Origin of the sequence: Burkholderia multivorans ATCC BAA-247, assembly GCF_000959525.1 — a bacterium.
GTDB lineage: Bacteria > Pseudomonadota > Gammaproteobacteria > Burkholderiales > Burkholderiaceae > Burkholderia > Burkholderia multivorans.
Genome location: NZ_CP009832.1, coordinates 1,451,197 through 1,473,905 on the forward strand (window position 1 = coordinate 1,451,197; position 22,709 = coordinate 1,473,905).

At 65.7% G+C, this 22,709-nt stretch carries 19 protein-coding genes; 18 read left to right on the forward strand and 1 reads right to left on the reverse strand.

Going from position 1 to position 22,709, the window contains the following annotated elements; genetic code table 11:
- Positions 1–89: 89 nt before the first annotated feature.
- The 7 genes from NP80_RS19225 to NP80_RS19255 all read left to right on the forward strand — a co-directional run bounded on the left by NP80_RS19225 (position 90) and on the right by NP80_RS19255 (position 9,595).
- Positions 90–1,676 (forward strand): transglycosylase SLT domain-containing protein, encoded by a 1,587-nt coding sequence (locus tag NP80_RS19225; RefSeq protein WP_006405095.1) that lies wholly within the window; start codon positions 90–92, stop codon positions 1,674–1,676.
- 139 nt (positions 1,677–1,815) lie between these two features.
- A complete protein-coding gene (locus NP80_RS19230) occupies positions 1,816–3,048 on the forward strand; it encodes an MFS transporter (protein WP_006405094.1) in 1,233 nt (410 codons plus the stop codon).
- 343 nt (positions 3,049–3,391) lie between these two features.
- Complete coding sequence (gene carA, locus NP80_RS19235; protein WP_006401052.1) at positions 3,392–4,537, forward strand: glutamine-hydrolyzing carbamoyl-phosphate synthase small subunit; 1,146 nt, start codon at positions 3,392–3,394, stop codon at positions 4,535–4,537.
- A gap of 26 nt (positions 4,538–4,563) precedes the next feature.
- Entirely contained in the window at positions 4,564–5,223 is a 660-nt protein-coding gene (gene leuE, locus NP80_RS19240) for a leucine efflux protein LeuE (protein ID WP_006405093.1), read from the forward strand.
- A 48-nt stretch (positions 5,224–5,271) separates the two neighbouring features.
- Positions 5,272–8,526: a carbamoyl-phosphate synthase large subunit gene (gene carB / locus NP80_RS19245; protein WP_006405092.1), complete on the forward strand. Its 3,255-nt coding sequence runs from the start codon at positions 5,272–5,274 to the stop codon at positions 8,524–8,526.
- A 119-nt stretch (positions 8,527–8,645) separates the two neighbouring features.
- Entirely contained in the window at positions 8,646–9,122 is a 477-nt protein-coding gene (greA, locus tag NP80_RS19250; RefSeq protein WP_006401049.1) for a transcription elongation factor GreA, read from the forward strand.
- 14 nt (positions 9,123–9,136) lie between these two features.
- Complete coding sequence (locus tag NP80_RS19255) at positions 9,137–9,595, forward strand: DUF4149 domain-containing protein (RefSeq protein WP_006401048.1); 459 nt, start codon at positions 9,137–9,139, stop codon at positions 9,593–9,595.
- A 57-nt stretch (positions 9,596–9,652) separates the two neighbouring features.
- Here NP80_RS19255 and NP80_RS19260 read toward each other — a convergent pair whose 3' ends face one another.
- Positions 9,653–10,183 carry a YhbY family RNA-binding protein gene (locus tag NP80_RS19260; RefSeq protein WP_006401047.1) on the reverse strand — a complete coding sequence of 177 codons (531 nt, stop codon included), beginning with the start codon at positions 10,181–10,183 and terminating at the stop codon, positions 9,653–9,655.
- Positions 10,184–10,377: 194 nt separating this feature from the next.
- Between NP80_RS19260 and NP80_RS19265 the strand changes: the two genes are divergently transcribed.
- The 11 genes from NP80_RS19265 (at position 10,378) to phoR (ending at position 22,651) form a co-directional block, all read left to right on the forward strand.
- Positions 10,378–11,040: an RlmE family RNA methyltransferase gene (locus tag NP80_RS19265; protein ID WP_006401046.1), complete on the forward strand. Its 663-nt coding sequence runs from the start codon at positions 10,378–10,380 to the stop codon at positions 11,038–11,040.
- A gap of 165 nt (positions 11,041–11,205) precedes the next feature.
- On the forward strand, positions 11,206–13,101 hold the full coding sequence (ftsH, locus tag NP80_RS19270; RefSeq protein ID WP_006401045.1) for an ATP-dependent zinc metalloprotease FtsH: 1,896 nt from the start codon (positions 11,206–11,208) through the stop codon (positions 13,099–13,101).
- Between the two features lie 76 nt (positions 13,102–13,177).
- On the forward strand, positions 13,178–14,071 hold the full coding sequence (folP, locus tag NP80_RS19275) for a dihydropteroate synthase (RefSeq protein WP_006405091.1): 894 nt from the start codon (positions 13,178–13,180) through the stop codon (positions 14,069–14,071).
- Positions 14,072–14,100: 29 nt separating this feature from the next.
- A complete protein-coding gene (glmM, locus tag NP80_RS19280) occupies positions 14,101–15,456 on the forward strand; it encodes a phosphoglucosamine mutase (RefSeq protein ID WP_006405090.1) in 1,356 nt (451 codons plus the stop codon).
- Between the two features lie 497 nt (positions 15,457–15,953).
- Complete coding sequence (gene pstS, locus NP80_RS19285) at positions 15,954–16,985, forward strand: phosphate ABC transporter substrate-binding protein PstS (protein WP_006401042.1); 1,032 nt, start codon at positions 15,954–15,956, stop codon at positions 16,983–16,985.
- A gap of 94 nt (positions 16,986–17,079) precedes the next feature.
- The gene (pstC, locus tag NP80_RS19290) at positions 17,080–18,066 is read left to right on the forward strand and encodes a phosphate ABC transporter permease PstC (protein WP_006405088.1); all 987 of its coding nucleotides are present in this window, start codon (positions 17,080–17,082) and stop codon (positions 18,064–18,066) included.
- Positions 18,063–18,956 carry a phosphate ABC transporter permease PstA gene (gene pstA / locus NP80_RS19295; protein WP_006405087.1) on the forward strand — a complete coding sequence of 298 codons (894 nt, stop codon included), beginning with the start codon at positions 18,063–18,065 and terminating at the stop codon, positions 18,954–18,956. Before pstC ends, pstA begins: the two co-directional genes overlap by 4 nt.
- Before the next feature lie 15 nt (positions 18,957–18,971).
- Positions 18,972–19,820 (forward strand): phosphate ABC transporter ATP-binding protein PstB, encoded by an 849-nt coding sequence (pstB, locus tag NP80_RS19300; RefSeq protein ID WP_006401039.1) that lies wholly within the window; start codon positions 18,972–18,974, stop codon positions 19,818–19,820.
- 18 nt (positions 19,821–19,838) lie between these two features.
- The gene (phoU, locus tag NP80_RS19305) at positions 19,839–20,543 is read left to right on the forward strand and encodes a phosphate signaling complex protein PhoU (RefSeq protein WP_006401038.1); all 705 of its coding nucleotides are present in this window, start codon (positions 19,839–19,841) and stop codon (positions 20,541–20,543) included.
- 30 nt (positions 20,544–20,573) lie between these two features.
- Positions 20,574–21,275 (forward strand): phosphate regulon transcriptional regulator PhoB, encoded by a 702-nt coding sequence (gene phoB / locus NP80_RS19310; RefSeq protein WP_012213681.1) that lies wholly within the window; start codon positions 20,574–20,576, stop codon positions 21,273–21,275.
- Between the two features lie 56 nt (positions 21,276–21,331).
- Positions 21,332–22,651, forward strand: coding sequence for a phosphate regulon sensor histidine kinase PhoR (gene phoR, locus NP80_RS19315; RefSeq protein ID WP_006401036.1), 1,320 nt, complete (start codon positions 21,332–21,334; stop codon positions 22,649–22,651).
- Positions 22,652–22,709 lie beyond the last annotated feature (58 nt).

A 22,709-nucleotide genomic window follows, 5' to 3' on the forward strand; every position in this document is an offset into this window, starting at 1 on the left:
TCAATGACTTTTCGGTGTTTTTATTGACGTGAAGCACGCACTTCCGTAGTATCGCCAGCAATTTCCAGCCGTCGGAAGCCGAGATTTTCATGCGATTCATATTGAGCGCGCTGATGGTCCTGCTGCTCGCCGCTTGTGCGAGCCAGGGCCCTGTCGCCAACAACGCCGCCGATGCACAGGCGACGTCCAACTACCTCCGCAAGTCAGCCACCGCCAAAGAAACCGTCGACGTCGACAAGCAATCGGTCGGCGATCTCACCAGCGCAGACAGCGACCTGTGGGCGCGCATCCGCCGCGGCTTCCAGATGCCCGACCTGCAGAGCGACCTCGTCGACATGCAGACGACCTGGTACACGCAGCGTCCCGACTACGTGCAGCGCATGACCGAGCGGTCGCAGAAGTACCTCTATCACATCGTCGAGGAACTCGAGGCGCGTCACATGCCGACCGAGCTCGCGCTGCTGCCGTTCATCGAATCCGCGTACAACCCGCAGGCGCTGTCGGTCGCGAAGGCGGCCGGCATGTGGCAGTTCATGCCGGGCACGGGCCGCACCTACAACCTGAAGCGCAATATGTGGCAGGACGAGCGGCGCGACGTGCTCGCGTCGACGAGTGCCGCGCTCGACTATCTGTCGCGCCTGCATGACATGTTCGGCGACTGGTATCTCGCGCTCGCCGCGTACAACTGGGGCGAGGGCAACGTGCAGCGCGCGATCGCGCGCAACCAGGCGGCCGGTCTGCCGACCGACTACCAGAGCCTCAGGATGCCGAACGAGACGCGCAACTACGTGCCGAAGCTGCAGGCGGTGAAGAACATCATCGCGAATCCGCAGCAGTACGGGCTCGCGCTGCCGGACATTCCGAACCACCCGTATTTCGTGACGGTCACGACGTCGCACGACATCGACGTGGCCGTGGCCGCGAAGCTCGCGAACCTGTCGCTCGACGAATTCAAGTCGCTGAACCCGTCGTTCTCGAAGCCCGTGATTCTCGGCGCGACCGAGCCGCAGATCCTGCTGCCGTTCGACAACGCGGCCGCGTTCGAGAAGAACCTGAAGTCGTATTCGGGCCAGCTGTCGTCATGGACGACCTACACGGTCAGCGAACGCGCGCGTCCGGCTGCAATCGCGGAAAAGATCGGCGTCGACGCCGATACGCTGATGGCCGTCAACAAGATTCCGGCCGGCATGCGGCTGAAGCCGGGCTCGACGATCGTCGTGCCGCGCGGCGACGACGATGACGAGGACATCAGCGCGGACGTCGCGGAAAACGGCGTGCTCGCGATGGAGCCCGACGTGCCCGATACGCGCAAGATGCTGATCCGCGTGCGCCGCAAGCAGTCGATGGCGACGATCGCGGGCCGCTACGGCGTGTCGGTTTCGCAACTGAAGGCATGGAACCGGACGCGTCGCGACCTCGTGCTGCCGGGCCAGGCGCTCGTGCTGCACGTGCCGGTCGGCCGCGCGGTGCCGGCCGAGCCGGGCCCCGAGCGGATCGCGACGTCGGTCGGCGGCGGCCGCATCGAGCGCGCGAGCCTGTCGACGGGCAGCAAGTCCGCGCGCGGCAAGCATGTCGCGAAGTCGGCGGCGCGTGCGACGAAGGCGGCGCCCGCCAAGGCCGAACGCGCGAAGGCCGCGCCGGCGAAAACGACCGCGCACAAGACGAAGAAAAAGTAAGCGACGCATTCGCGCGCGAGCCGGCTTGCGGCGCGCGACTGCGCTATCATCCGACGAAACGCCGTCACCGAGGTGACGGCGTTTTCGTTTGCGTGCGGCATCGTGCCGCGGCTGGATGGTGCTTCGATCGGGAGGAGCGATGTCGTCGGTGCAGGTCAGGGTGCTCGCGCTGTTTGCGCTCGGGTATTTCGTCTCGTATGTGTTTCGCGGCGTCAATCTCGGGTTCGCGCCGTTCGTCACGCGCGAACTCGGCCTGTCGGCGGCCGATCTCGGCCTGCTCACCAGTCTCTATTTCCTCGGCTTCGCGGGCGCGCAGATTCCGGCCGGCGTGATGCTCGATCATTTCGGCCCGCGCCGCGTGACAGCCGGCATGCTGCTGTTCGCGGCGGCCGGTGCGGCCGTGTTCGGCGCCGCGCACGGGCTCGGTACGATGATGATCGGCCGGCTGCTGATCGGCGTCGGCGTCTCGGTCTGCCTCGGCGCTGCGTTCAAGGCGCTCGCGCAGCATTTCCCGGTCGGCCGGCTGCCGTTCGTCAATGGGCTCGTGATGGCGGTCGGCGGGCTCGGCGGCGTCGCCGTCGGCTCGCCGCTGACCTGGCTGCTCGGCTGGACGAACTGGCGCACGATCTGCGCTGCGCTCGCGGTGCTGACCGTCGTCGTCGCGGCCGCGATCGGCTTCGGCGCGCCCGAGGCCGAGCGGCCGCGTCACCAGGGCGGCCTTGTCACCCAGTTCAAGGGCACCTGGCACATCCTCGGCAGTCGCGCATTCTGGAAGATTTCGTCGTTTTCGATGGTCACGCAGGGCGTGTTCTACGCGATGCAGTCGCTGTGGGTCGGGCCGTATCTGCGCGACGTCGCGGGTTTCGATGCGCCGCACGCGGCGCGGCTCGTGTCGGTGCTCGGGTTCGCGATGATGGGCGGCTGCGTCGGCTTCGGCGCGGCCGCGCGCATGCTCGAGCGGCGCGGCGTGTCGGTCCATGCGTTCTGCAGCATCGGCATGCTGCTGTTCGTCGCGACGCAGGCCGCGATCGTCGCGCGCGTGCCGCTGCCGCCGGCCGTGCTCTGGGCCGCCTACGGGATGTTCGGCGGCGTCGGCATCCTGACCTATGCGGTGCTGGCCGGCCATTTCCCCGCGCAGCTGATCGGGCGCGCGAACACGACGCTCACGCTCGTGATCTTTCTGCTGATCTTCGCGTTCCAGATCGGTGTCGGCGCGGTGCTGTCGCACTGGGCGCCGGTCGACGGCCGCTATCCGGTCGCCGCACACGTCGCCGCGTGGGGCGTGCTGCTTGCGCTGCAGGTCGCGAGCGCCGCGTGGTCGCTGTGGCCGGCACGCCATGCTGGTCAGCGCGCCGATCCGGCGGTACGCTGACGGATACGCGCGGCGAAATCGGGGCGGTAGCCGCGCGCGCGGCGGCCGGGCCGCATTGCGGCACGATCGGACGGCCGTATCGATTGAAGATAGGGCCATTTTCAGGCTATAATTTGAAAGTTTGTGCTGATCAACCTCGCACCCTAGCGCCTACCTCACTCATCCCGTTCATCCGCCGCACGCCGCCTGTCGGGCGTTGCCGCGAAGCCTCGTGCGCGCCGCGCCGGGTTCGCGTGTCGACGACTCAGGCTGCGTCCAGCTAGCGACCCCGCGCGCACGCCGCGCGGCGCTCGCGCGGCAGGGTAGACAGGTCGGCAGCAGGGTGTTCCCCAAGGAGCCTCCCGTGTTGCCGTCTTTTTCTCCCGCCTTGCTTGCACTTGCCGACGGCACGGTCTTTCGTGGTTATTCGATCGGGGCCGAAGGCCATACGATCGGTGAAGTCGTGTTCAACACCGCGATCACCGGCTATCAGGAAATCCTGACGGATCCGAGCTACGCGCGCCAGATCGTGACGCTCACCTATCCGCATATCGGCAACGTCGGCGTGAACGCCGAAGACGTCGAAGCCACGAAAGTCCATGCCGCGGGCCTGATCATCCGCGATCTGCCCACGCTCGCCTCGAACTTCCGGATGGAGCGCACGCTCGGCGACTACCTGCGCGACGAAGGCGTCGTCGCGATCGCCGGCATCGATACCCGCAAGCTGACCCGCATCCTGCGCGACAAGGGCGCGCAGAACGGCTGCATCCTCGCGGGCTCGGACGACGCAGCGAAGGCGATCGAACTCGCGCGCTCGTTCCCGGGCCTCGCCGGCATGGATCTCGCGAAGGTCGTGTCGACGACGAACCCGTTCGAATGGAAGCAGACGGAATGGCGTCTCGGCAGCGGCTACGGGATGCAGGAAGCGCCGAAGTACCGCGTCGTCGCGTACGACTTCGGCGTCAAGTACAACATCCTGCGCATGCTCGCGGAGCGCGGCTGCCAGGTGACCGTGCTGCCCGCGCAGGCGAGCGCGGCCGACGCACTGGCGCTGAATCCGGACGGCATCTTCCTGTCGAACGGCCCCGGCGATCCGGAGCCGTGCGACTACGCGATCGCGGCGACCAAGGAATTCATCGAGCGCGGCGTGCCGACGTTCGGCATCTGCCTCGGCCACCAGATCATGGGCCTCGCGGTCGGCGCGAAGACGCTGAAGATGAAGACGGGCCATCACGGCGCGAACCACCCGGTGAAGGATCTGGCCGACGGCCGCGTCGTGATCACGTCGCAGAACCACGGCTTCGCGGTCGACGCCGACTCGCTGCCGGCCAACGCGCGCGCGACGCACGTGTCGCTGTTCGACGGCACGCTGCAGGGCTTCGAGCTCACCGACAAGCCGGCGTTCTGCTTCCAGGGTCACCCGGAAGCGTCGCCGGGCCCGCACGACATCGGCTACCTGTTCGACCGCTTCACCGCCCTGATGGACGCGGCGAAGCAGCGCAGCGCCTGAACGGCGCGCGCACGGAGGCTCGCATCATGTTCGGTCACGCACTCGGCATCACGGATCTCTGGACCTATGTGTTCGGCGTGATCTTCATCATCCTGCTGCCGGGGCCGAATTCGATGTACGTGCTGTCGCTCGCGGCGCAGCGCGGCGTGAAGGCCGGCTATCGCGCGGCCTGCGGCGTGTTCGTCGGCGATACGGTGCTGATGGTGCTGTCGGCCGCCGGCGTCGCGTCGCTGCTGAAGGCGAACCCGCTGCTGTTCTCGGTCGTCAAGTACGGCGGTGCCGCGTATCTGCTCTACATCGGCACCGGCATGCTGCGCGGCGCGTGGCGCAAGCTGCGCGCGAGCACCGATGCGCCGGACGAAGCGCCGCGCGCGGTCGACGGCGACCGGCCGTTCCGCAAGGCGCTGATCGTGAGCCTCCTGAATCCGAAGGCGATCCTGTTCTTCATTTCGTTCTTCATCCAGTTCGTCGATCCGGCATTCCCGCATCCCGCGCTGTCGTTCGCGGTGCTCGGCGCGATCGCGCAATGCGCGAGCTTCCTGTACCTGAGCACGCTGATCTTCGCGGGCGCACGGCTCGCCGAGCATTTCCGCCGCCGCCGCAGGCTCGCGGCCGGCGCGGCGAGCAGCGTGGGCGGCCTGTTCATCGGCTTCTCGGTGAAACTCGCGCTCGCCACCATGAGCTGAGCGCAGCCGGCCGACCACGACAACGATTACTTATTGAATTCACAAGCCATGCCAAAACGCACAGACATCAAAAGCATCCTCATCATCGGCGCCGGCCCGATCATCATCGGCCAGGCGTGCGAGTTCGACTACTCGGGCGCACAGGCATGCAAGGCGCTGCGTGAGGAGGGCTACAAGGTCATTCTCGTCAACAGCAACCCGGCGACGATCATGACCGACCCGAACACGGCCGACGTCACCTACATCGAGCCGATTACCTGGGAAGTCGTCGCGCGCATCATCGAGAAGGAGCGCCCGGACGCGATCCTGCCGACGATGGGCGGCCAGACCGCGCTGAACTGCGCGCTCGACCTGCATCACCACGGCGTGCTCGAAAAGTTCGGCGTCGAGTTGATCGGCGCGTCGCCCGAGGCGATCGACAAGGCCGAGGACCGCCAGAAGTTCAAGGACGCGATGACGAAGATCGGCCTCGGCTCCGCGAAGTCGGGCATTGCGCACTCGATGGAAGAGGCGAGCAAGGTGCACGCGGAGATCATGGCGGCCACCGGCGGCAGCGGCTATCCGGTCGTGATCCGCCCGTCGTTCACGCTCGGCGGCTCGGGCGGCGGCATCGCGTACAACCGCGAGGAATTCGAGGAAATCTGCAAGCGCGGCCTCGATCTCTCGCCGACGCGCGAGCTGCTGATCGAAGAATCGCTGCTCGGCTGGAAGGAATACGAGATGGAAGTCGTGCGCGATCGCGCCGACAACTGCATCATCGTCTGCTCGATCGAGAACCTCGACCCGATGGGCGTGCACACCGGCGACTCGATCACCGTCGCGCCGGCGCAGACGCTGACCGACAAGGAATACCAGATCCTGCGCAACGCGTCGCTCGCGGTGCTGCGCGAGATCGGCGTCGATACGGGCGGCTCGAACGTGCAGTTCGCGATCAACCCGAAGGACGGCCGGATGGTCGTCATCGAAATGAACCCGCGCGTGTCGCGTTCGTCGGCGCTCGCCTCGAAGGCGACCGGCTTCCCGATCGCGAAGGTCGCGGCGAAGCTCGCCGTCGGCTACACGCTCGACGAGCTGAAGAACGAAATCACCGGCGGCCAGACGCCCGCGTCCTTCGAACCGACGATCGACTACGTCGTCACGAAGATCCCGCGTTTCGCGTTCGAGAAATTCCGCGAAGCCGATTCGCGCCTGACCACGCAGATGAAGTCGGTCGGCGAAGTGATGGCGATCGGCCGCACGTTCCAGGAATCGTTCCAGAAGGCGCTGCGCGGCCTCGAGGTCGGCGTCGACGGTCTCGACGAGAAGTCGACCGATCGCGACGAAATCGCGATCGAGATCCACGAGCCGGGCCCGGATCGTATCTGGTACGTCGGCGACGCGTTCCGGATCGGCATGACGGCCGAGGAAATCTACGCGGAAACGGCGATCGACCCGTGGTTCCTCGCGCAGATCGAGCAGATCATCCTGAAGGAGAAGGCGCTCGCGGGCCGCACGCTCGCGTCGCTGACGGCCGACGAACTGCGCTTCCTGAAGCAGAGCGGTTTTTCCGACCGCCGCCTCGCGAAGCTGCTCGGCGCGAAGCCGGACGACGTGCGCCGCCGTCGCGTCGAACTGAACGTGCGCCCCGTGTACAAGCGCGTCGATACCTGCGCGGCCGAGTTCGCGACGAAAACCGCGTACATGTACTCGACCTACGAGGAAGAGTGCGAGGCGCAGCCGACGTCGAACAAGAAGATCATGGTCCTCGGCGGCGGTCCGAACCGGATCGGCCAGGGCATCGAGTTCGACTACTGCTGCGTGCACGCCGCGCTCGCGATGCGCGAAGACGGCTACGAGACGATCATGGTCAACTGCAACCCGGAAACGGTGTCGACCGACTATGACACGTCCGACCGCCTGTACTTCGAGCCGCTGACGCTCGAAGACGTGCTCGAGATCGTCGACAAGGAAAAGCCGGTCGGCGTGATCGTCCAGTACGGCGGCCAGACGCCGCTGAAGCTCGCGCTCGACCTCGAGGCGCACGGCGTGCCGATCATCGGCACGTCGCCGGACATGATCGACGCAGCCGAAGACCGCGAGCGCTTCCAGAAGCTGCTGCAGGACCTCGGCCTGCGCCAGCCGCCGAACCGCACCGCGCGCAACGAAGAGGAAGCGCTCGAGCTGGCCGCCGAAATCGGCTACCCGCTCGTCGTGCGTCCGTCGTACGTGCTCGGCGGCCGCGCGATGGAAATCGTCCACGAGCCGCGCGATCTCGAGCGCTACATGCGCGAGGCCGTGAAGGTGTCGAACGACTCGCCGGTGCTGCTCGACCGCTTCCTGAACGATGCGATCGAATGCGACGTCGACTGCATCTGCGACGGCGAAGCCGTGTTCATCGGCGGCGTGATGGAGCACATCGAGCAGGCGGGCGTCCACTCGGGCGACTCGGCATGCTCGCTGCCGCCGTACTCGCTGTCGAAGGAGACGGTGGCCGAGCTGAAGCGCCAGACCGCCGCGATGGCGAAGGCGCTGAACGTCGTCGGCCTGATGAACGTGCAGTTCGCGATTCAGCAGGTGCCGCAGGCGGACGGCTCGAAGCAGGACGTCATCTACGTGCTCGAAGTGAACCCGCGCGCCTCGCGCACGGTGCCGTACGTGTCGAAGGCGACGAGCCTGCCGCTCGCGAAGATCGCGGCGCGCGCCATGGTCGGCCAGAAGCTGGCGCAGCAAGGCGTGACGAAGGAGATCGAGCCGCCGTATTTCAGCGTGAAGGAAGCGGTGTTCCCGTTCGTGAAGTTCCCGACCGTCGATCCGGTGCTCGGGCCCGAAATGCGCTCGACCGGCGAAGTGATGGGTGTCGGCCGCACGTTCGGCGAGGCGCTGTTCAAGTCGCAGCTCGCGGCCGGCTCGCGCCTGCCGGAGTCCGGCACGGTGCTGCTGACGGTGATGGACGCCGACAAGCCGAAGGCCGTCGAAGTCGCGCGCATGCTGCACGACCTCGGCTATCCGATCGTCGCGACGAAGGGCACGGCTGCCGCGATCGAAGCGGCCGGCGTGCCGGTGAAGGTCGTCAACAAGGTGAAGGACGGCCGTCCGCACATCGTCGACATGATCAAGAACGGCGAGATCGCGCTCGTGTTCACGACCGTCGACGAGACGCGCCAGGCGATCGCCGACTCGCGTTCGATCCGGATGAGCGCGCAGGCGCACAAGGTCACGTACTACACGACGATGTCGGGCGCACGCGCGGCGGTCGAGGGGCTGCGCTACCTGAAGGATCTGGAAGTCTATGATTTACAAGGTCTTCATGGTCGCCTAAACTAAGCGGTCAGTTACCTGTCGAAGCATCACGTGCCGCGGTTAAGCGGCGTTTCCGGTTCGCCGGGAATGCGCTTAATCGCGGTGATTTTTTTTATAGCCGTTTTTTAGCGATTGAGCCGTTTATGAGCACCATTCCGTTGACAAAGCGTGGCGCAGAGCAACTGCGCGATGAATTGCAGCGCCTCAAGTCCGTCGAGCGGCCGGCCGTGATCAATGCGATCGCGGAGGCCCGCGCACAGGGCGATCTGTCCGAAAACGCCGAATACGACGCCGCCAAGGAGAAGCAGGGCTTCATCGAGGGTCGTATCGCGGAGCTCGAATCGAAGCTGTCCGCCGCGCAAATCATCGATCCGACCGTTCTCGAGGCCGACGGCCGCGTGGTGTTTGCCGCGACGGTCGAGCTCGAGGATCTCGAGTCCGGCGACACCGTGAAGTACCAGATCGTCGGCGACGACGAAGCCGACATCGACCACGGCCTGATCTCGGTCAGCTCGCCGATCGCGCGCGCGCTGATCGGCAAGTCGGAAGGCGACGTCGCGGCCGTGCAGGCGCCGAGCGGTGTGCGCGAATACGAAATCATCTCGGTCAGCTACATCTGACGCGGGGCGACGTGATGCCGCACCGCGTGTTCCGTCTGCTGTCGGCCGTGTGGGTCGGCAGCCTGCTGACGATCGGCTATGCGGTCGCGCCCGTGCTGTTCCGCACGCTCGAGCGGATGACGGCCGGCTCGGTCGCGGCGCAGCTGTTCCGGATCGAGGCGATCCTCGGCGTCGTGTGCGGCGTGCTGCTGCTCGCGCTGTCGAATCAGCAGGTGCGGCGCGGCAGCGGCGAATACCGGCGCGTACGCTGGGTCGTCGCCGCGATGGTCGCGTGCGTGCTGATCGGCTATTTCGCGCTGCAGCCGTTCATGAACGCACTGCGCGTGGCCGCAATGGAGGCGGGCACCGATATCGCGAACTCGCCGTACGCGAGCCGCTTCGGGATGCTGCACGGCATCTCGAGCCTGTTCTATCTCGTCGAGAGCGTGCTGGGGCTGATGCTGATCTGGCGTCTGCCGGCGCGCGACGCCTGAGCGGGCGCGGGCGAAGCGGCGCGGCCCGCGAACGTGCCGCGGCCCGCGCGACGCGCTTTACTTGTTCTGGAACGGCCGCTTCGTGCTCGTCTGACGCTTTTTCGCGCGCTTCACGGTGCCGCCGGCCGTCACGCGCTCGTTGCCGCGCACGACGACCTTCGTGGGCTTCGGGCGGCGCACCGGGCTCGCGTTCGGCGACACCTTGACGACCTTGACGACGCGCGGCGCGCGTCCCTTTTTCGTGTCGGCCGCTTCGCCGGCGCTCGGCAGCGCGCCGGCGGCACGACGGCCGCGCGACGGTGCGGCGGCGGGCGCTTCCGGTTTCCAGATCACGAGCAGCTTGCCGATGTGCTGGATCGGCGCGGCGTTGAGCCGGTCGCAGATTTCGTCGTAGATCGCGACGCGCTCGTCGCGCTCGTCGCCGAACACGCGGATCTTGATCAGCTGGTGCGCGTCGAGGTGCACCTTGATTTCCTTCAGCACGGCGTCGGTCAGCCCTTCGGCGCCGATCAGCACGACGGGCTTGAGCGCATGGGCCTGGGAGCGCAGCGCGGAGCGCTCGGCGGGGGAAAGCGAAAGGGCGGGCATGGAATTATCGAAATCAAATTAGGGGCGCGCTGCACGAAAAGCGATCGCTGCGCAGCGACTGCGTCAGCGGCGCGCCGAAACCACGTAAAATCGCGGCATGGGCCTCAAAAGGGGCCGTAGCCGCGCGAAGAAGACGCGTATTATCCGCCAAAAGCGCGGCTTCACGAAGCATACGGCAGCAATCTCTCTTTCGAATGGCAAAAAACCGCTTCAACCAGCACTGGCTGCACGACCACATCAACGACCCGTACGTCAAAATGGCGCAGCGGGAGGGCTATCGCGCGCGCGCGGCATACAAACTCAAGGAAATCGACGAGCAGGACAAGCTGATCCGGCCCGGCCAGGTGATCGTCGATCTCGGCGCGGCGCCCGGCAGCTGGAGCCAGTATGCGCGCAACAAGCTCGCGCAGGGCAAGAAGCGCGACACCGTGCGCGAGGGCGGCATCGACGGCACGATCGTTGCGCTCGACATGCTGCCGATGGAGCCGATCGCCGACGTGCACTTCATCCAGGGCGACTTTCGCGAGGACGAGGTGCTGCATCGGCTCGAGGCGGTGCTCGAAGGCCGCACGGTCGACCTTGTTATTTCCGACATGGCCCCCAACCTGTCGGGAGTGGCGTCGGCGGATGCGGCGCGCATCGAGCACGTGTGCGATCTGGCGCTCGAATTTGCGCAGAATCACCTGAAGCCGGACGGCGCGTTGCTCGTCAAGTGTTTCCACGGCAGCGGCTACAGCCAGATCGTCGAAAAGTTCAAACAGCAGTTTAAGGTGGTCGCACCACGCAAGCCCAAGGCGTCCCGCGACAAATCGTCCGAAACGTTCATTTTGGGCCGGCATCTGAAGCATCCGCGGTAACGCGGGCAGGATGCCGCAAACGGGCCGCGGCCCTTGCCGGACAAGCGAATCGCTATCGCGGCGGTTGTCAATGCTTATGGCAGGGGTGGTCGGACTGGATTAGAATGACCGAGGAGCGCCGCAAGGAAAATGTAGGCGCTCGTCTACGAGTGAAGGAGTGGTGCTTTGAACAACAATATGTTTTCGAAGGCAGCAGTGTGGCTGGTGATCGCACTGGTGCTGTTTACGGTGTTCAAGCAGTTCGACAAGCCCCGCGTCCAGGAAGGTGTGTCCTATTCGCAGTTCATGGACGACGCCAAGAACGGCAAGGTCAAGAATGTCGTCGTGCAGGGGCGCAACCTCACCGTCACTCCGGCCGATGGCCAGAAATACCAGATCGTGTCGCCGGGCGACATCTGGATGGTCGGCGATCTGATGAAGTACGGCGTGCAGGTCAGCGGCAAGGCCGACGACGAGCCGAACGCGCTGATGTCCGCGCTGTACTATCTCGGGCCGACGATCCTGATCATCGTGTTCTGGTTCTACATGATGAGGCAGATGCAGGGCGGCGGCAAAGGCGGCGCATTTTCGTTCGGCAAGTCGCGTGCGCGGCTGATCGACGAGAACAACAACGCGGTCAACTTCTCCGACGTCGCGGGCTGCGACGAAGCGAAGGAGGAAGTGTCCGAGCTCGTCGACTTCCTGCGCGATCCGCAGAAATTCCAGAAGCTCGGCGGCCGCATCCCGCGCGGCGTGCTGCTCGTCGGCCCGCCGGGTACCGGCAAGACGCTGCTTGCCCGCGCGATCGCGGGTGAAGCGAAGGTGCCGTTCTTCAGCATCTCGGGTTCGGACTTCGTCGAAATGTTCGTCGGCGTCGGCGCGGCCCGCGTGCGCGACATGTTCGAGCAGGCGAAGAAGCATGCGCCGTGTATCGTGTTCATCGACGAAATCGACGCGGTCGGCCGTCATCGCGGCGCCGGCATGGGCGGCGGCAACGACGAACGCGAGCAGACGCTGAACCAGATGCTCGTCGAGATGGACGGCTTCGAAGCGAATTCGGGCGTGATCGTGATCGCCGCGACGAACCGTTCGGACGTGCTCGACAAGGCGCTGCTGCGTCCGGGTCGTTTCGACCGGCAGGTCTATGTCGGTCTGCCGGACATCCGCGGCCGCGAGCAGATCATGCGCGTGCACCTGCGCAAGGTGCCGATCGCGAACGACGTCGATGCAGCCGTCATCGCGCGCGGCACGCCGGGCTTCTCGGGTGCCGATCTCGCGAACCTCGTGAACGAGGCGGCGCTGTTCGCCGCGCGTCGCGGCAAGCGCATCGTCGAGATGCAGGACTTCGAGGACGCGAAGGACAAGATCTTCATGGGTCCGGAGCGCAAGTCGGCCGTGATCCGCGAGGAAGCGAAGCGCGCGACCGCCTATCACGAGTCGGGTCACGCAGTGATCGCGAAGCTGCTGCCGAAGGCCGACCCGGTCCACAAGGTCACGATCATTCCGCGCGGGCGTGCGCTCGGTGTGACGTGGCAGCTACCGGAACACGACAACGAGACCTATTCGAAGGACTATCTGCTCGACCGTCTCGCGATCCTGTTCGGCGGCCGCGTGGCCGAGGAGCTGTTCCTGAACCTGATCAGCACCGGTGCGTCGGACGACTTCAACAAAGCGACGCAGACGGCACGTGCGATGGTCGCCCGCTTCGGGATGACCGACGCGCTCGGGCCGATGGTCTACGTCGACGACGAGAACGACGGCGGTCCGTTCGGCCGCGGCTTCACGCGCACGATCTCGGAAGCGACGCAGCAGAAGGTCGACGCGGAAATCCGCCGCGTGCTCGACGAGCAGTACAACCTCGCGCGTCGTCTGCTCGAAGAGAACCGCGACAAGGTCGAAGCGATGACGGCCGCGCTGATGGAGTGGGAAACGATCGACGCCGATCAGATCAACGACATCATGGAAGGGCGTCCGCCGCGCTCGCCGAAGAGCACGCCGGCCGTCGGCGGCGATTCGCCCGGCGGCGGCGCCGCTGCCGAGGTGAAGCCGGGCAACGCACCGGCACCTGCCTCGCCGGTATAAACTTCGTCCTAGCACCGTTCACGGGCTGGTGTGGTTCCACACCGGCCCGTTTTGTATTCTCCCCCTCAGCCGCTCCGTGTCCGATTCCACCGCTTCCCCATCCATTCCCGCGCCGCTGCACTGCGGCCGCTTCACGCTGACATTCGAACGCCCGCTCGTCATGGGCATCCTGAACGCGACGCCCGATTCGTTTTCCGACGGCGGCCGTTTTCTCGCCTACGACGACGCAGTGCGACAAGCCGAACGGATGATTGCCGACGGCGCCGACATACTGGATATCGGCGGCGAATCGACACGTCCCGGCGCGCCGCCCGTGCCGCTCGACGAGGAGCTCGCACGCGTGATCCCGCTCGTCGAAGCGCTGCGGCCGCTGAACGTGCCGTTGTCGATCGATACGTACAAGCCCGCGGTCATGCGCGCGGCGCTTGCAGCCGGTGCGGATTTGATCAACGACATCTGGGGTTTCCGTCAGCCGGGTGCCATCGACGCCGTGCGCGACGGCGACAGCGGACTCTGTGCAATGCACATGCTCGGCGAGCCGCAGACGATGCAGGTCGGCGAGCCCGATTACCGCGACGTCGTCGCGGACGTGCGCGATTTTCTCGCGGCACGCGCGCAGGCGCTGCGCGACGCCGGCGTCGCGCCGGAACGGATTTGCGTCGATCCCGGTTTCGGGTTCGGCAAGGCAGTCGTCGACGACAACTATGCGCTGCTGGCCGCGCTGCCCGACACGGCGCCGCTGCGGCCCGACGGACGCGCGTATCCGGTACTCGCCGGGATGTCGCGCAAGTCGATGCTCGGCGCGGTGATCGGCGGCAAGCCGCCGATGGAGCGGATCGCGGCGAGTGTCGCCGCCGCGTTGTGCGCGGTCGAGCGCGGCGCCGCGATCGTGCGCGTGCACGACGTCGCGGCGACGGTCGACGCGCTGAAAGTATGGTGTGCCGTGCGCGAAGCCGCGCGGCAACGATAAGTCAGAAAACCGAAGGAGGAAGATTCGTCATGGGACGTCGATATTTCGGCACGGATGGCATTCGCGGCACGGTCGGCGATGCGCCGATCACGCCCGATTTCGTGTTGCGCCTGGGCTATGCGGCCGGCAAGGTGCTCGCGGGTACGGCGGACGTCGCGCCCGGTGCGCGGCCGACGGTGCTGATCGGCAAGGACACGCGCGTGTCGGGCTACATGCTCGAGGCCGCGCTCGAGGCCGGTTTCTCGGCGGCGGGCGTCGACGTGATGCTGGCGGGCCCGATGCCGACGCCGGGCGTCGCATATCTGACGCGCGCGCTGCGACTGTCGGCGGGCGTCGTGATCAGCGCGTCGCACAATCCGTATCCGGACAACGGCATCAAGTTCTTCTCGGCGGACGGCAACAAACTGCCGGACGACACCGAAGCCGCGATCGAGGCGTGGCTCGACAAGCCGCTCGAGTGCGCGCCGTCGGACGGCCTCGGCAAGGCGCGCCGCCTCGACGACGCGGCCGGCCGCTACATCGAGTTCTGCAAGAGCACGTTCCCGGCCGCGTTCGACCTGCGCGGGCTGAAGCTCGTCGTCGACTGCGCGCACGGCGCCGCATATCAGGTCGCGCCGCACGTGTTCCACGAGCTCGGCGCGGACGTGATTCCGATCGGCGTCGCGCCGAACGGCTTCAACATCAACGACGGTGTCGGCGCGACTGCGCCCGACGCGCTCATGCGCGCCGTGCGTGCGAATCGTGCGGACCTCGGAATCGCGCTCGACGGCGACGCGGACCGCCTGCAGATCGTCGACGCGTCGGGCCGCCTGTACAACGGCGACGAGCTGCTCTACGTGCTCGTGCAGGACCGGATCGCGACCGACGGCAAGGTCGAAGGCGCGGTCGGTACGCTGATGACGAACCTCGCGGTCGAAGTCGCGCTGCAGCGCGCGGGCGTGCAATTCGTGCGCGCGGCGGTCGGCGACCGCTACGTGCTCGAAAAACTGCGCGAGCACGGCTGGCAGCTCGGCGCGGAAGGCTCGGGCCACATCCTGTCGCTCGATCGCCATTCGACGGGCGACGGCATCGTGTCGGCGCTGCTCGTGCTCGCGGCGCTCAAGCGCAGCGGCAAGACGCTCGCGCAGATGCTCGACGGCGTGACGCTGTTTCCGCAGAAGCTCATCAACGTACGGATGAAGCCGGGCGCCGACTGGAAGGGCAGTGCGTCGATCCGCGCGGCGATCGAGACGGCCGAAGCGGCGCTCGCCGGCAGCGGCCGCGTGCTGATCCGCGCGTCGGGGACCGAACCGGTGCTGCGCGTGATGGTCGAGGCGCAACAGGCGGCCGACGCGACGCGCCATGCGGAAGCGATCGCCGAAGCGGTACGGGTGGCGACGGCGTGACGTCGAAACGGTCGGTGGGCGCCGGGTAGCGGCGCGCCGGCCGCATGATCAAAAGGAGCGCGGCGCCTTGCAAGCGCCGCGCTTTTATCTGCATGCAAGTACGCGCGCCGACGATCGCGAATATCTACTGCCGTCATCGTCGGTCGAGCCATTGCAGCCGGCCTCCATGCCGAGCAGTTTGTAGATCGCGCGCTTTCGCGCTTTCGACCCCATTCCAACTCACGCGCTAGTCCAACCGAACGGCACGCGCCATTCTTCGTCGCCCTGCATCGAACCGCGCCGCAGCGCCGTATCCTCCCCCTCGCCGCATGCGCGAGCGGTAACTTATACCGCCATCCGACCCCCGCGATGGCCGCGCCGGTAACAACGCCGCGCGCTACTCGCTTTCAACCAGTCATGTTACTGTCACGCCAGTTTCATCGATTGTCACATTATCGTCATGAGCAGCCCCTAACCTTCGCGGTGCCGTAGTCATCCGCTCACACACTGGAGGTCTCATGAAATTGATGCAAACCGCGATTGCCGGCCTGGCTGGCGCGCTTTTCGCCGTTGCCGCCCACGCAGCCGACATCACGGGGGCAGGCAGCACGTTCGCGATGCCGATCTACACGAAATGGGCTGCCGATTATCAGCAGTCCGGCGGCGCGAAGGTCAACTACCAGGGTATTGGTTCGTCGGGCGGCCTGAAGCAGATCGTCGCGAAGACGGTCGATTTCGCCGGTTCGGACGCGCCGCTGAAGGATGACGAACTCGCGAAGGAAGGCCTGTTCCAGTTTCCGACGGTCGTCGGCGGCGTGGTGCCGGTCGTCAACGTGCCGGGCGTGAAGGCCGGCGAACTGACGCTGTCGGGCCCGGTGCTCGGCGACATCTATCTCGGCAAGATCAAGAAGTGGAACGATCCGGCGATCGCCGCGCTGAACCCGAAGGTCAAGCTGCCGGATACGGACATCGCGGTCGTTCGCCGCGCGGACGGCTCGGGCACGAGCTTCATCTGGACGAACTACCTGTCGAAGGTCAACGGCGAGTGGAAGTCGAAGATCGGTGAAGGCACGACGGTCAACTGGCCGACGGGTACGGGCGGCAAGGGCAACGACGGCGTCGCCGCGTTCGTCCAGCGTCTGCCGGGCGCGATCGGCTACGTCGAGTGGGCGTACGCCAAGAAGAACAACATGACGTACACGGCGCTGAAGAATTCGTCGGGCGCCGTCGTCGAGCCGAAGACCGAAACGTTCAAGGCCGCGGCCGCGAGCGCGAACTGGTCGAAGTCGTTCTACCAGATCCTGACGGACGAGCCGGGCAAGGACGCATGGCCGGTCGTCGGCGCGACGTTCGTGCTGCTGCACGCGAAGCAGGACAAGCCGGGTCAGGGCGCGGAAACGCTGAAGTTCTTCGACTGGGCGTTCAAGAACGGCGAGAAGGCTGCCGACAGCCTCGACTACATCTCGCTGCCGGCGGCAGTCACGGCCGAGATCCGCAAGCAGTGGAAGGTGAAGGTGACCGACGCGTCGGGCAAGCCGGTCGCGGAGTAAGCGTCGCAGCGGTTCGCTGCCCGGCCGCGCCGGCCGGGCAGTGTGTGCGGTAAGGCCGGGCGTCACGGCGCCCGGCGATCCCAAGCAGGCACCCATGTCTGATATTTCCTATCCGTCTTCACGGTCCACCGGCGGCGAAGCGCAACGTGCGCCCGGCCGTATCGGCGACATCGTGTTCGGCGGCCTCGCGCGGCTCGCCGCGATCGTGACCCTGCTGCTGCTCGGCGGGATCATCGTTTCACTGATCATTGCGTCGATGCCGACCATCCAGAAGTTCGGCATCGGCTTTCTGTGGCACTCCGAGTGGGATCCGAACTCGGACATCTACGGTGCGCTCGTGCCGATCTACGGCACGATCGTCACCTCGCTGATTGCGCTCGTGATCGCGGTGCCCGTCAGCTTCGGCATCGCGCTGTTCCTGACCGAGCTGTCGCCCGTGTGGCTGCGCCGTCCGCTCGGCATCGCGATCGAACTGCTCGCCGCGATTCCGTCGATCGTGTACGGCATGTGGGGGCTGCTGATCTTCGCGCCGATTTTCGCGCAGTACTTTCAGAAGCCGATCGGCCGCCTGTTCGAGAACGTGTGGATTCTCGGCCCGCTGACCTCGGGTCCGCCGATCGGCATCGGCATTCTCGCCGCGGGCGTGATCCTGGCGATCATGATCATCCCGTACATCGCATCGGTGATGCGCGACGTGTTCGAAGTGACGCCCGTGCTGCTGAAGGAGTCGGCGTACGGCATCGGCTGCACGACCTGGGAAGTGATGTGGAAGGTCGTGCTGCCTTATACGAAAACCGGCGTGATCGGCGGCGTGATGCTCGGCCTCGGCCGCGCGCTCGGCGAGACGATGGCCGTCACGTTCGTCATCGGCAACACGAACCTGCTCGATAGCGCGTCGCTGTTCGCACCCGGCAACAGCATCACGTCGGCGCTCGCGAACGAATTCGCGGAAGCGCAGCCGGGCCTGCATACGTCCGCGCTGATGGAGCTGGGCCTGATCCTGTTCGTGATCACGTTTATCGTGCTGGCCATCTCGAAGCTGATGTTGCTGCGTCTCGAGAAGGGAGAGGGCAAGAAATGAGCGAGCGCATGATGAATTTTCCGGGGCCGGACGGCGCCGCGCTCGAGGCGATGCGCACGCGGCTGCAGCGCAAGCGCAAGCTGACCAACGCGGTCGCGTTGACGGCGTCGCTCGGCGCGATGGCATTCGGCCTGCTGTGGCTCGTATGGATTCTGTACACGACGCTGCATCTCGGCATCGGCGGCCTGTCGCTGCAGCTGTTCACCGAGTCGACGCCGCCGCCGAACACCGAAGGCGGCGGGCTTGCGAACGCGATCGTCGGCAGCCTGCTGCTGTGTGGCTTCGGTACGCTGATCGGCACGCCGATCGGCATCCTCGCGGGCGTCTATCTCGCCGAATACGGGCAGAAGAATCTGCTCGCGAGCACGATCCGCTTCATCAACGACATCCTGCTGTCGGCGCCGTCGATCGTCGTCGGGCTGTTCGTGTATGCGCTCGTCGTCGCGAAGTCGGGACGCTTCTCCGGCTGGGCCGGCGTGATCGCACTCGCGCTGCTGCAGATTCCGATCGTGATCCGCACGACCGAGAACATGCTGAAGCTCGTGCCGAACGCGCTGCGCGAAGCGGCCGTCGCGCTCGGCACGCCGAAGTGGCGCATGGTGTTGAAGATCACGCTGCGCGCATCGCTCGGCGGGATCGTGACGGGCGTGCTGCTCGCCGTCGCGCGGATCGCCGGCGAAACGGCGCCGCTGCTGTTCACCGCGCTGTCGAACCAGTTCTTCTCGCTCGACATGAGCCAGCCGATGGCGAACCTGCCGGTCACGATCTTCAAGTTCGCGATGAGCCCGTTCGCCGAGTGGCAGTCGCTCGCATGGGCAGGCGTGTTCCTGATTACGCTCGGGGTGCTCGGACTCAATATCCTGGCGCGCTCGGTCTTCTCGAAAAAGTAACGGCGGAGCAATCCGATGAATATGGCAGAAAGCCACCTGAATCCCGTCGAGCGCACGGCTGCGCCCGCCGGCACGCGCGACGCGGCCAACGGCCGCCCGCTCGCGCCGCTGAATGCGAAGATCGAGGTCAACAACCTCAACTTCTTCTACAACAAGTTCCATGCGCTGAAGAACATCAACCTGCGCATTCCGGAAGGGAAGGTGACGGCGTTCATCGGCCCGTCCGGCTGCGGCAAGTCGACGCTGCTGCGCACGTTCAACAAGATGTATGCGCTCTATCCGGAGCAGCGCGCCGAAGGCGAAATCCTGATGGACGGCGAGAACCTGCTGACGTCGAAGCGCGACATCTCGCTGCTGCGCGCCCGGATCGGCATGGTGTTCCAGAAGCCGACGCCGTTTCCGATGTCGATCTACGACAACATCGCGTTCGGCGTGAAGATGTTCGAAAAGCTCACGCGCTCGGAGATGGACGACCGCGTCGAATGGGCGCTGACGAAGGCCGCGCTCTGGAACGAGGTGAAGGACAAGCTGAACCAGAGCGGCTACGGGCTGTCGGGCGGCCAGCAGCAGCGGCTTTGCATCGCGCGCGGCATCGCGATCCGTCCGGAAGTGCTGCTGCTCGACGAGCCGTGTTCGGCGCTCGATCCGATCTCGACCGGCCGTATCGAGGAACTGATCGCCGAGCTCAAGAGCGACTACACGGTCGTGATCGTCACGCACAACATGCAGCAAGCCGCACGCTGCTCGGACTTCACGGCCTACATGTACCTGGGCGAGCTGATCGAATTCGGCGAAACCGAAAAGATCTTCATCAAGCCGGTACGCAAGGAAACCGAAGACTACATCACCGGCCGTTTCGGCTGATGACGGGGAACAACAATCATGTCGGATAAACATCTGTCGAGCCAGTTCGACGCCGATCTGAACGCGGTGTCGTCGAAGGTGCTGGAGATGGGCGGGCTCGTCGAGTCGCAGATCGTCGGCGCAATGCACGCGCTCAACGAGTTCGACCGCGACGCGGCCGAACGCGTGATCGCGGCCGAGGAAACGCTGAACGCGATGGAAGTCGACATCGACCAGGAGTGCGGAAACATCATCGCGCGGAGGCAGCCGGCCGCACGCGACCTGCGTCTTTTGATGTCGATTTCGAAAACGATTACGAACCTCGAACGCGCGGGCGACGAGGCCGAGAAGATCGCGAAGCGCGTGCGCCGCCTGATCGACGAGCCGGCTGCGCGTGCGGTCAACATCGCCGAGATCAAGGTGTCGGGCGAGATGGCCGTGACGATCCTGCGCCGCGCGCTCGACGCGTTCGCGCGCCTCGATACGGTGGCCGCCGCGCAGATCGTCAAGGACGACAAGGAAATCGACCAGGAATTCCGCGCGTTCGTGCGCAAGCTCGTGTCGTACATGCAGGAAGACCCGCGCACGATCTCGGTCGGTCTCGAGTATCTGTTCATCGCGAAGGCGATCGAACGGATCGGCGATCACGCGAAGAACATCGCCGAATTCATCATCTACATCGTGAAGGGCACGGACGTGCGGCATCAGCCGCGCGACACGCTCGATCGCGAAGCCAACAGTTAACGCGACTACGCCAGGAAGATAGAGGTGCCGATGCCCAGCAACATTCTCGTCGTTGAAGATGAACCCGCGATTTCGGAACTGATCTCGGTGAATCTCCAGCATGCCGGTCACTGTCCGATTCGCGCGTACAACGCTGAACAGGCGCAGAACCTGATCAGCGACGTGCTGCCCGATCTGGTGCTGCTCGACTGGATGCTGCCGGGCAAGTCCGGTATCGCGTTCGCGCGCGACCTGCGCAACAACGAACGGACCAAGCACATTCCGATCATCATGCTGACCGCGCGCGGCGACGAGCAGGACAAGGTGCTCGGCCTCGAGATCGGCGCGGACGACTACGTGACGAAGCCGTTCTCGCCGAAGGAACTGATGGCGCGCATCAAGGCGGTGCTGCGCCGTCGCGCGCCGCAGCTGACCGAAGACGTCGTGTCGATCAACGGGTTGCGTCTCGATCCGGCCACGCACCGTGTCGCCGCGCAGACGAACGGCAGCGAGATCAAGCTCGATCTCGGTCCGACCGAATTCCGGCTGCTGCATTTCTTCATGACGCATCCGGAGCGCGTGCACAGCCGCACGCAGCTGCTCGATCAGGTGTGGGGCGATCACGTCTTTGTCGAGGAGCGCACCGTCGACGTGCATATCAAACGATTGCGCGCGGCCTTGAAACCGGCCGGCTGCGATGCGATGATCGAAACCGTGCGCGGCAGCGGCTACCGGCTCGCGAAGCACGCGTAACGCCATCGGGCATGCCGGCAACGCGGCATGCCGTTCATTCTTTTGGACGCTGAATCATGAACATCATCTGGGCGCGCTTTCTGGTGTCGCTCGTGCTGCTCGTGCTGATCAGCGTACTGGTCGGCGTGTTCGCCGGCCCGACCGCGGGCTTCGGCTTCGCGGCCGCGATGCTGATCGTGCAGGGCTTTTTCAGTACGTTCCATACGCAGCGTCTGTGGCGGCTGCTCGATGCGCCGGTGTACGGCGAAGTGCCGAGCGCGCCCGGCATCTGGGGCGAGATCTACTACCGGCTGCACAAGCTCGCGAAGCAGTGGCACGCGCAGGTGCGGCAGGTCGAGCAGCAGCATTCGCGCTTCATCCAGGCGATCCAGGCCTCGCCGAACGGCGTCGCGATGCTCGACGATCACGACCAGATCGAGTGGTGCAACGCGATCGCCGAAGTGCATTTCGGTCTCGACGCGAAGCGCGACCTGCGCCAGCACATCACGAACCTCGTTCGTCATCCCGATTTCGTCCGCTATCTCAATGCGCAGCATTACGAGGAAACGCTCGTGATGCGCGGAATGGGCGACTCGCGGCAGAACGTGCTCGCCGTGCAGGTGTTTCCGTACGGCGAGAACCGCAAGCTGCTGCTCACGCAGGACATCACCGAGCTCGAGCGCACCGATGCGATGCGCCGCGACTTCGTCGCGAACGTGTCGCACGAGCTGAAGACGCCGCTTACCGTGCTGTCCGGCTTTCTCGAGACGATGCGCGAGCTGCCGCTCGGCGAAGAGGATCGCGCGCGCTATCTCGAGATGATGGAGCAGCAGGCGTCGCGGATGCGGCACATCGTCACCGATCTGCTGGTGCTCGCGAAGCTCGAAGGCGAAAGCAAGCCGCCGCTCGATCGCGCGATCGACATGCGCTCGGTGTTCGACCATCTGAAAGAGGACGCGCACACGCTGTCGAACGGCCATCACGACATCACGTTCTCGATCGACGACACGCTCGGCGTGACGGGCGCGCAGACCGAAGTGTTCAGCGCGTTCGCGAATCTCGTGACGAACGCGATCCGCTACACGCCGGACGGCGGCAAGATCTGCGTGACGTGGCGGCGCGAAGGCGCGCAGGGCGTGTTCTCGGTGACCGACAGCGGCTTCGGCATTCCGGCCGCCGATCTGCCGCGGCTGACCGAGCGCTTCTATCGCGTCGATCGCAGCCGTTCGCGCGATACGGGCGGCACCGGTCTCGGGCTCGCGATCGTCAAGCACGTGCTGCAGCGGCACGACGCGCATCTGTACGTGCAGAGCGAGGAAGGGCGCGGCAGTACGTTTACGGCGCGTTTTCCCGCGTCGCGGATCATCGCGATTCGTCCGGCCTCGATGGCATCGTGAGCGCGGCGCGCGCTCGCGGCACGCGATCGGCATAAGCGATCGGCATGAGACAACGCAG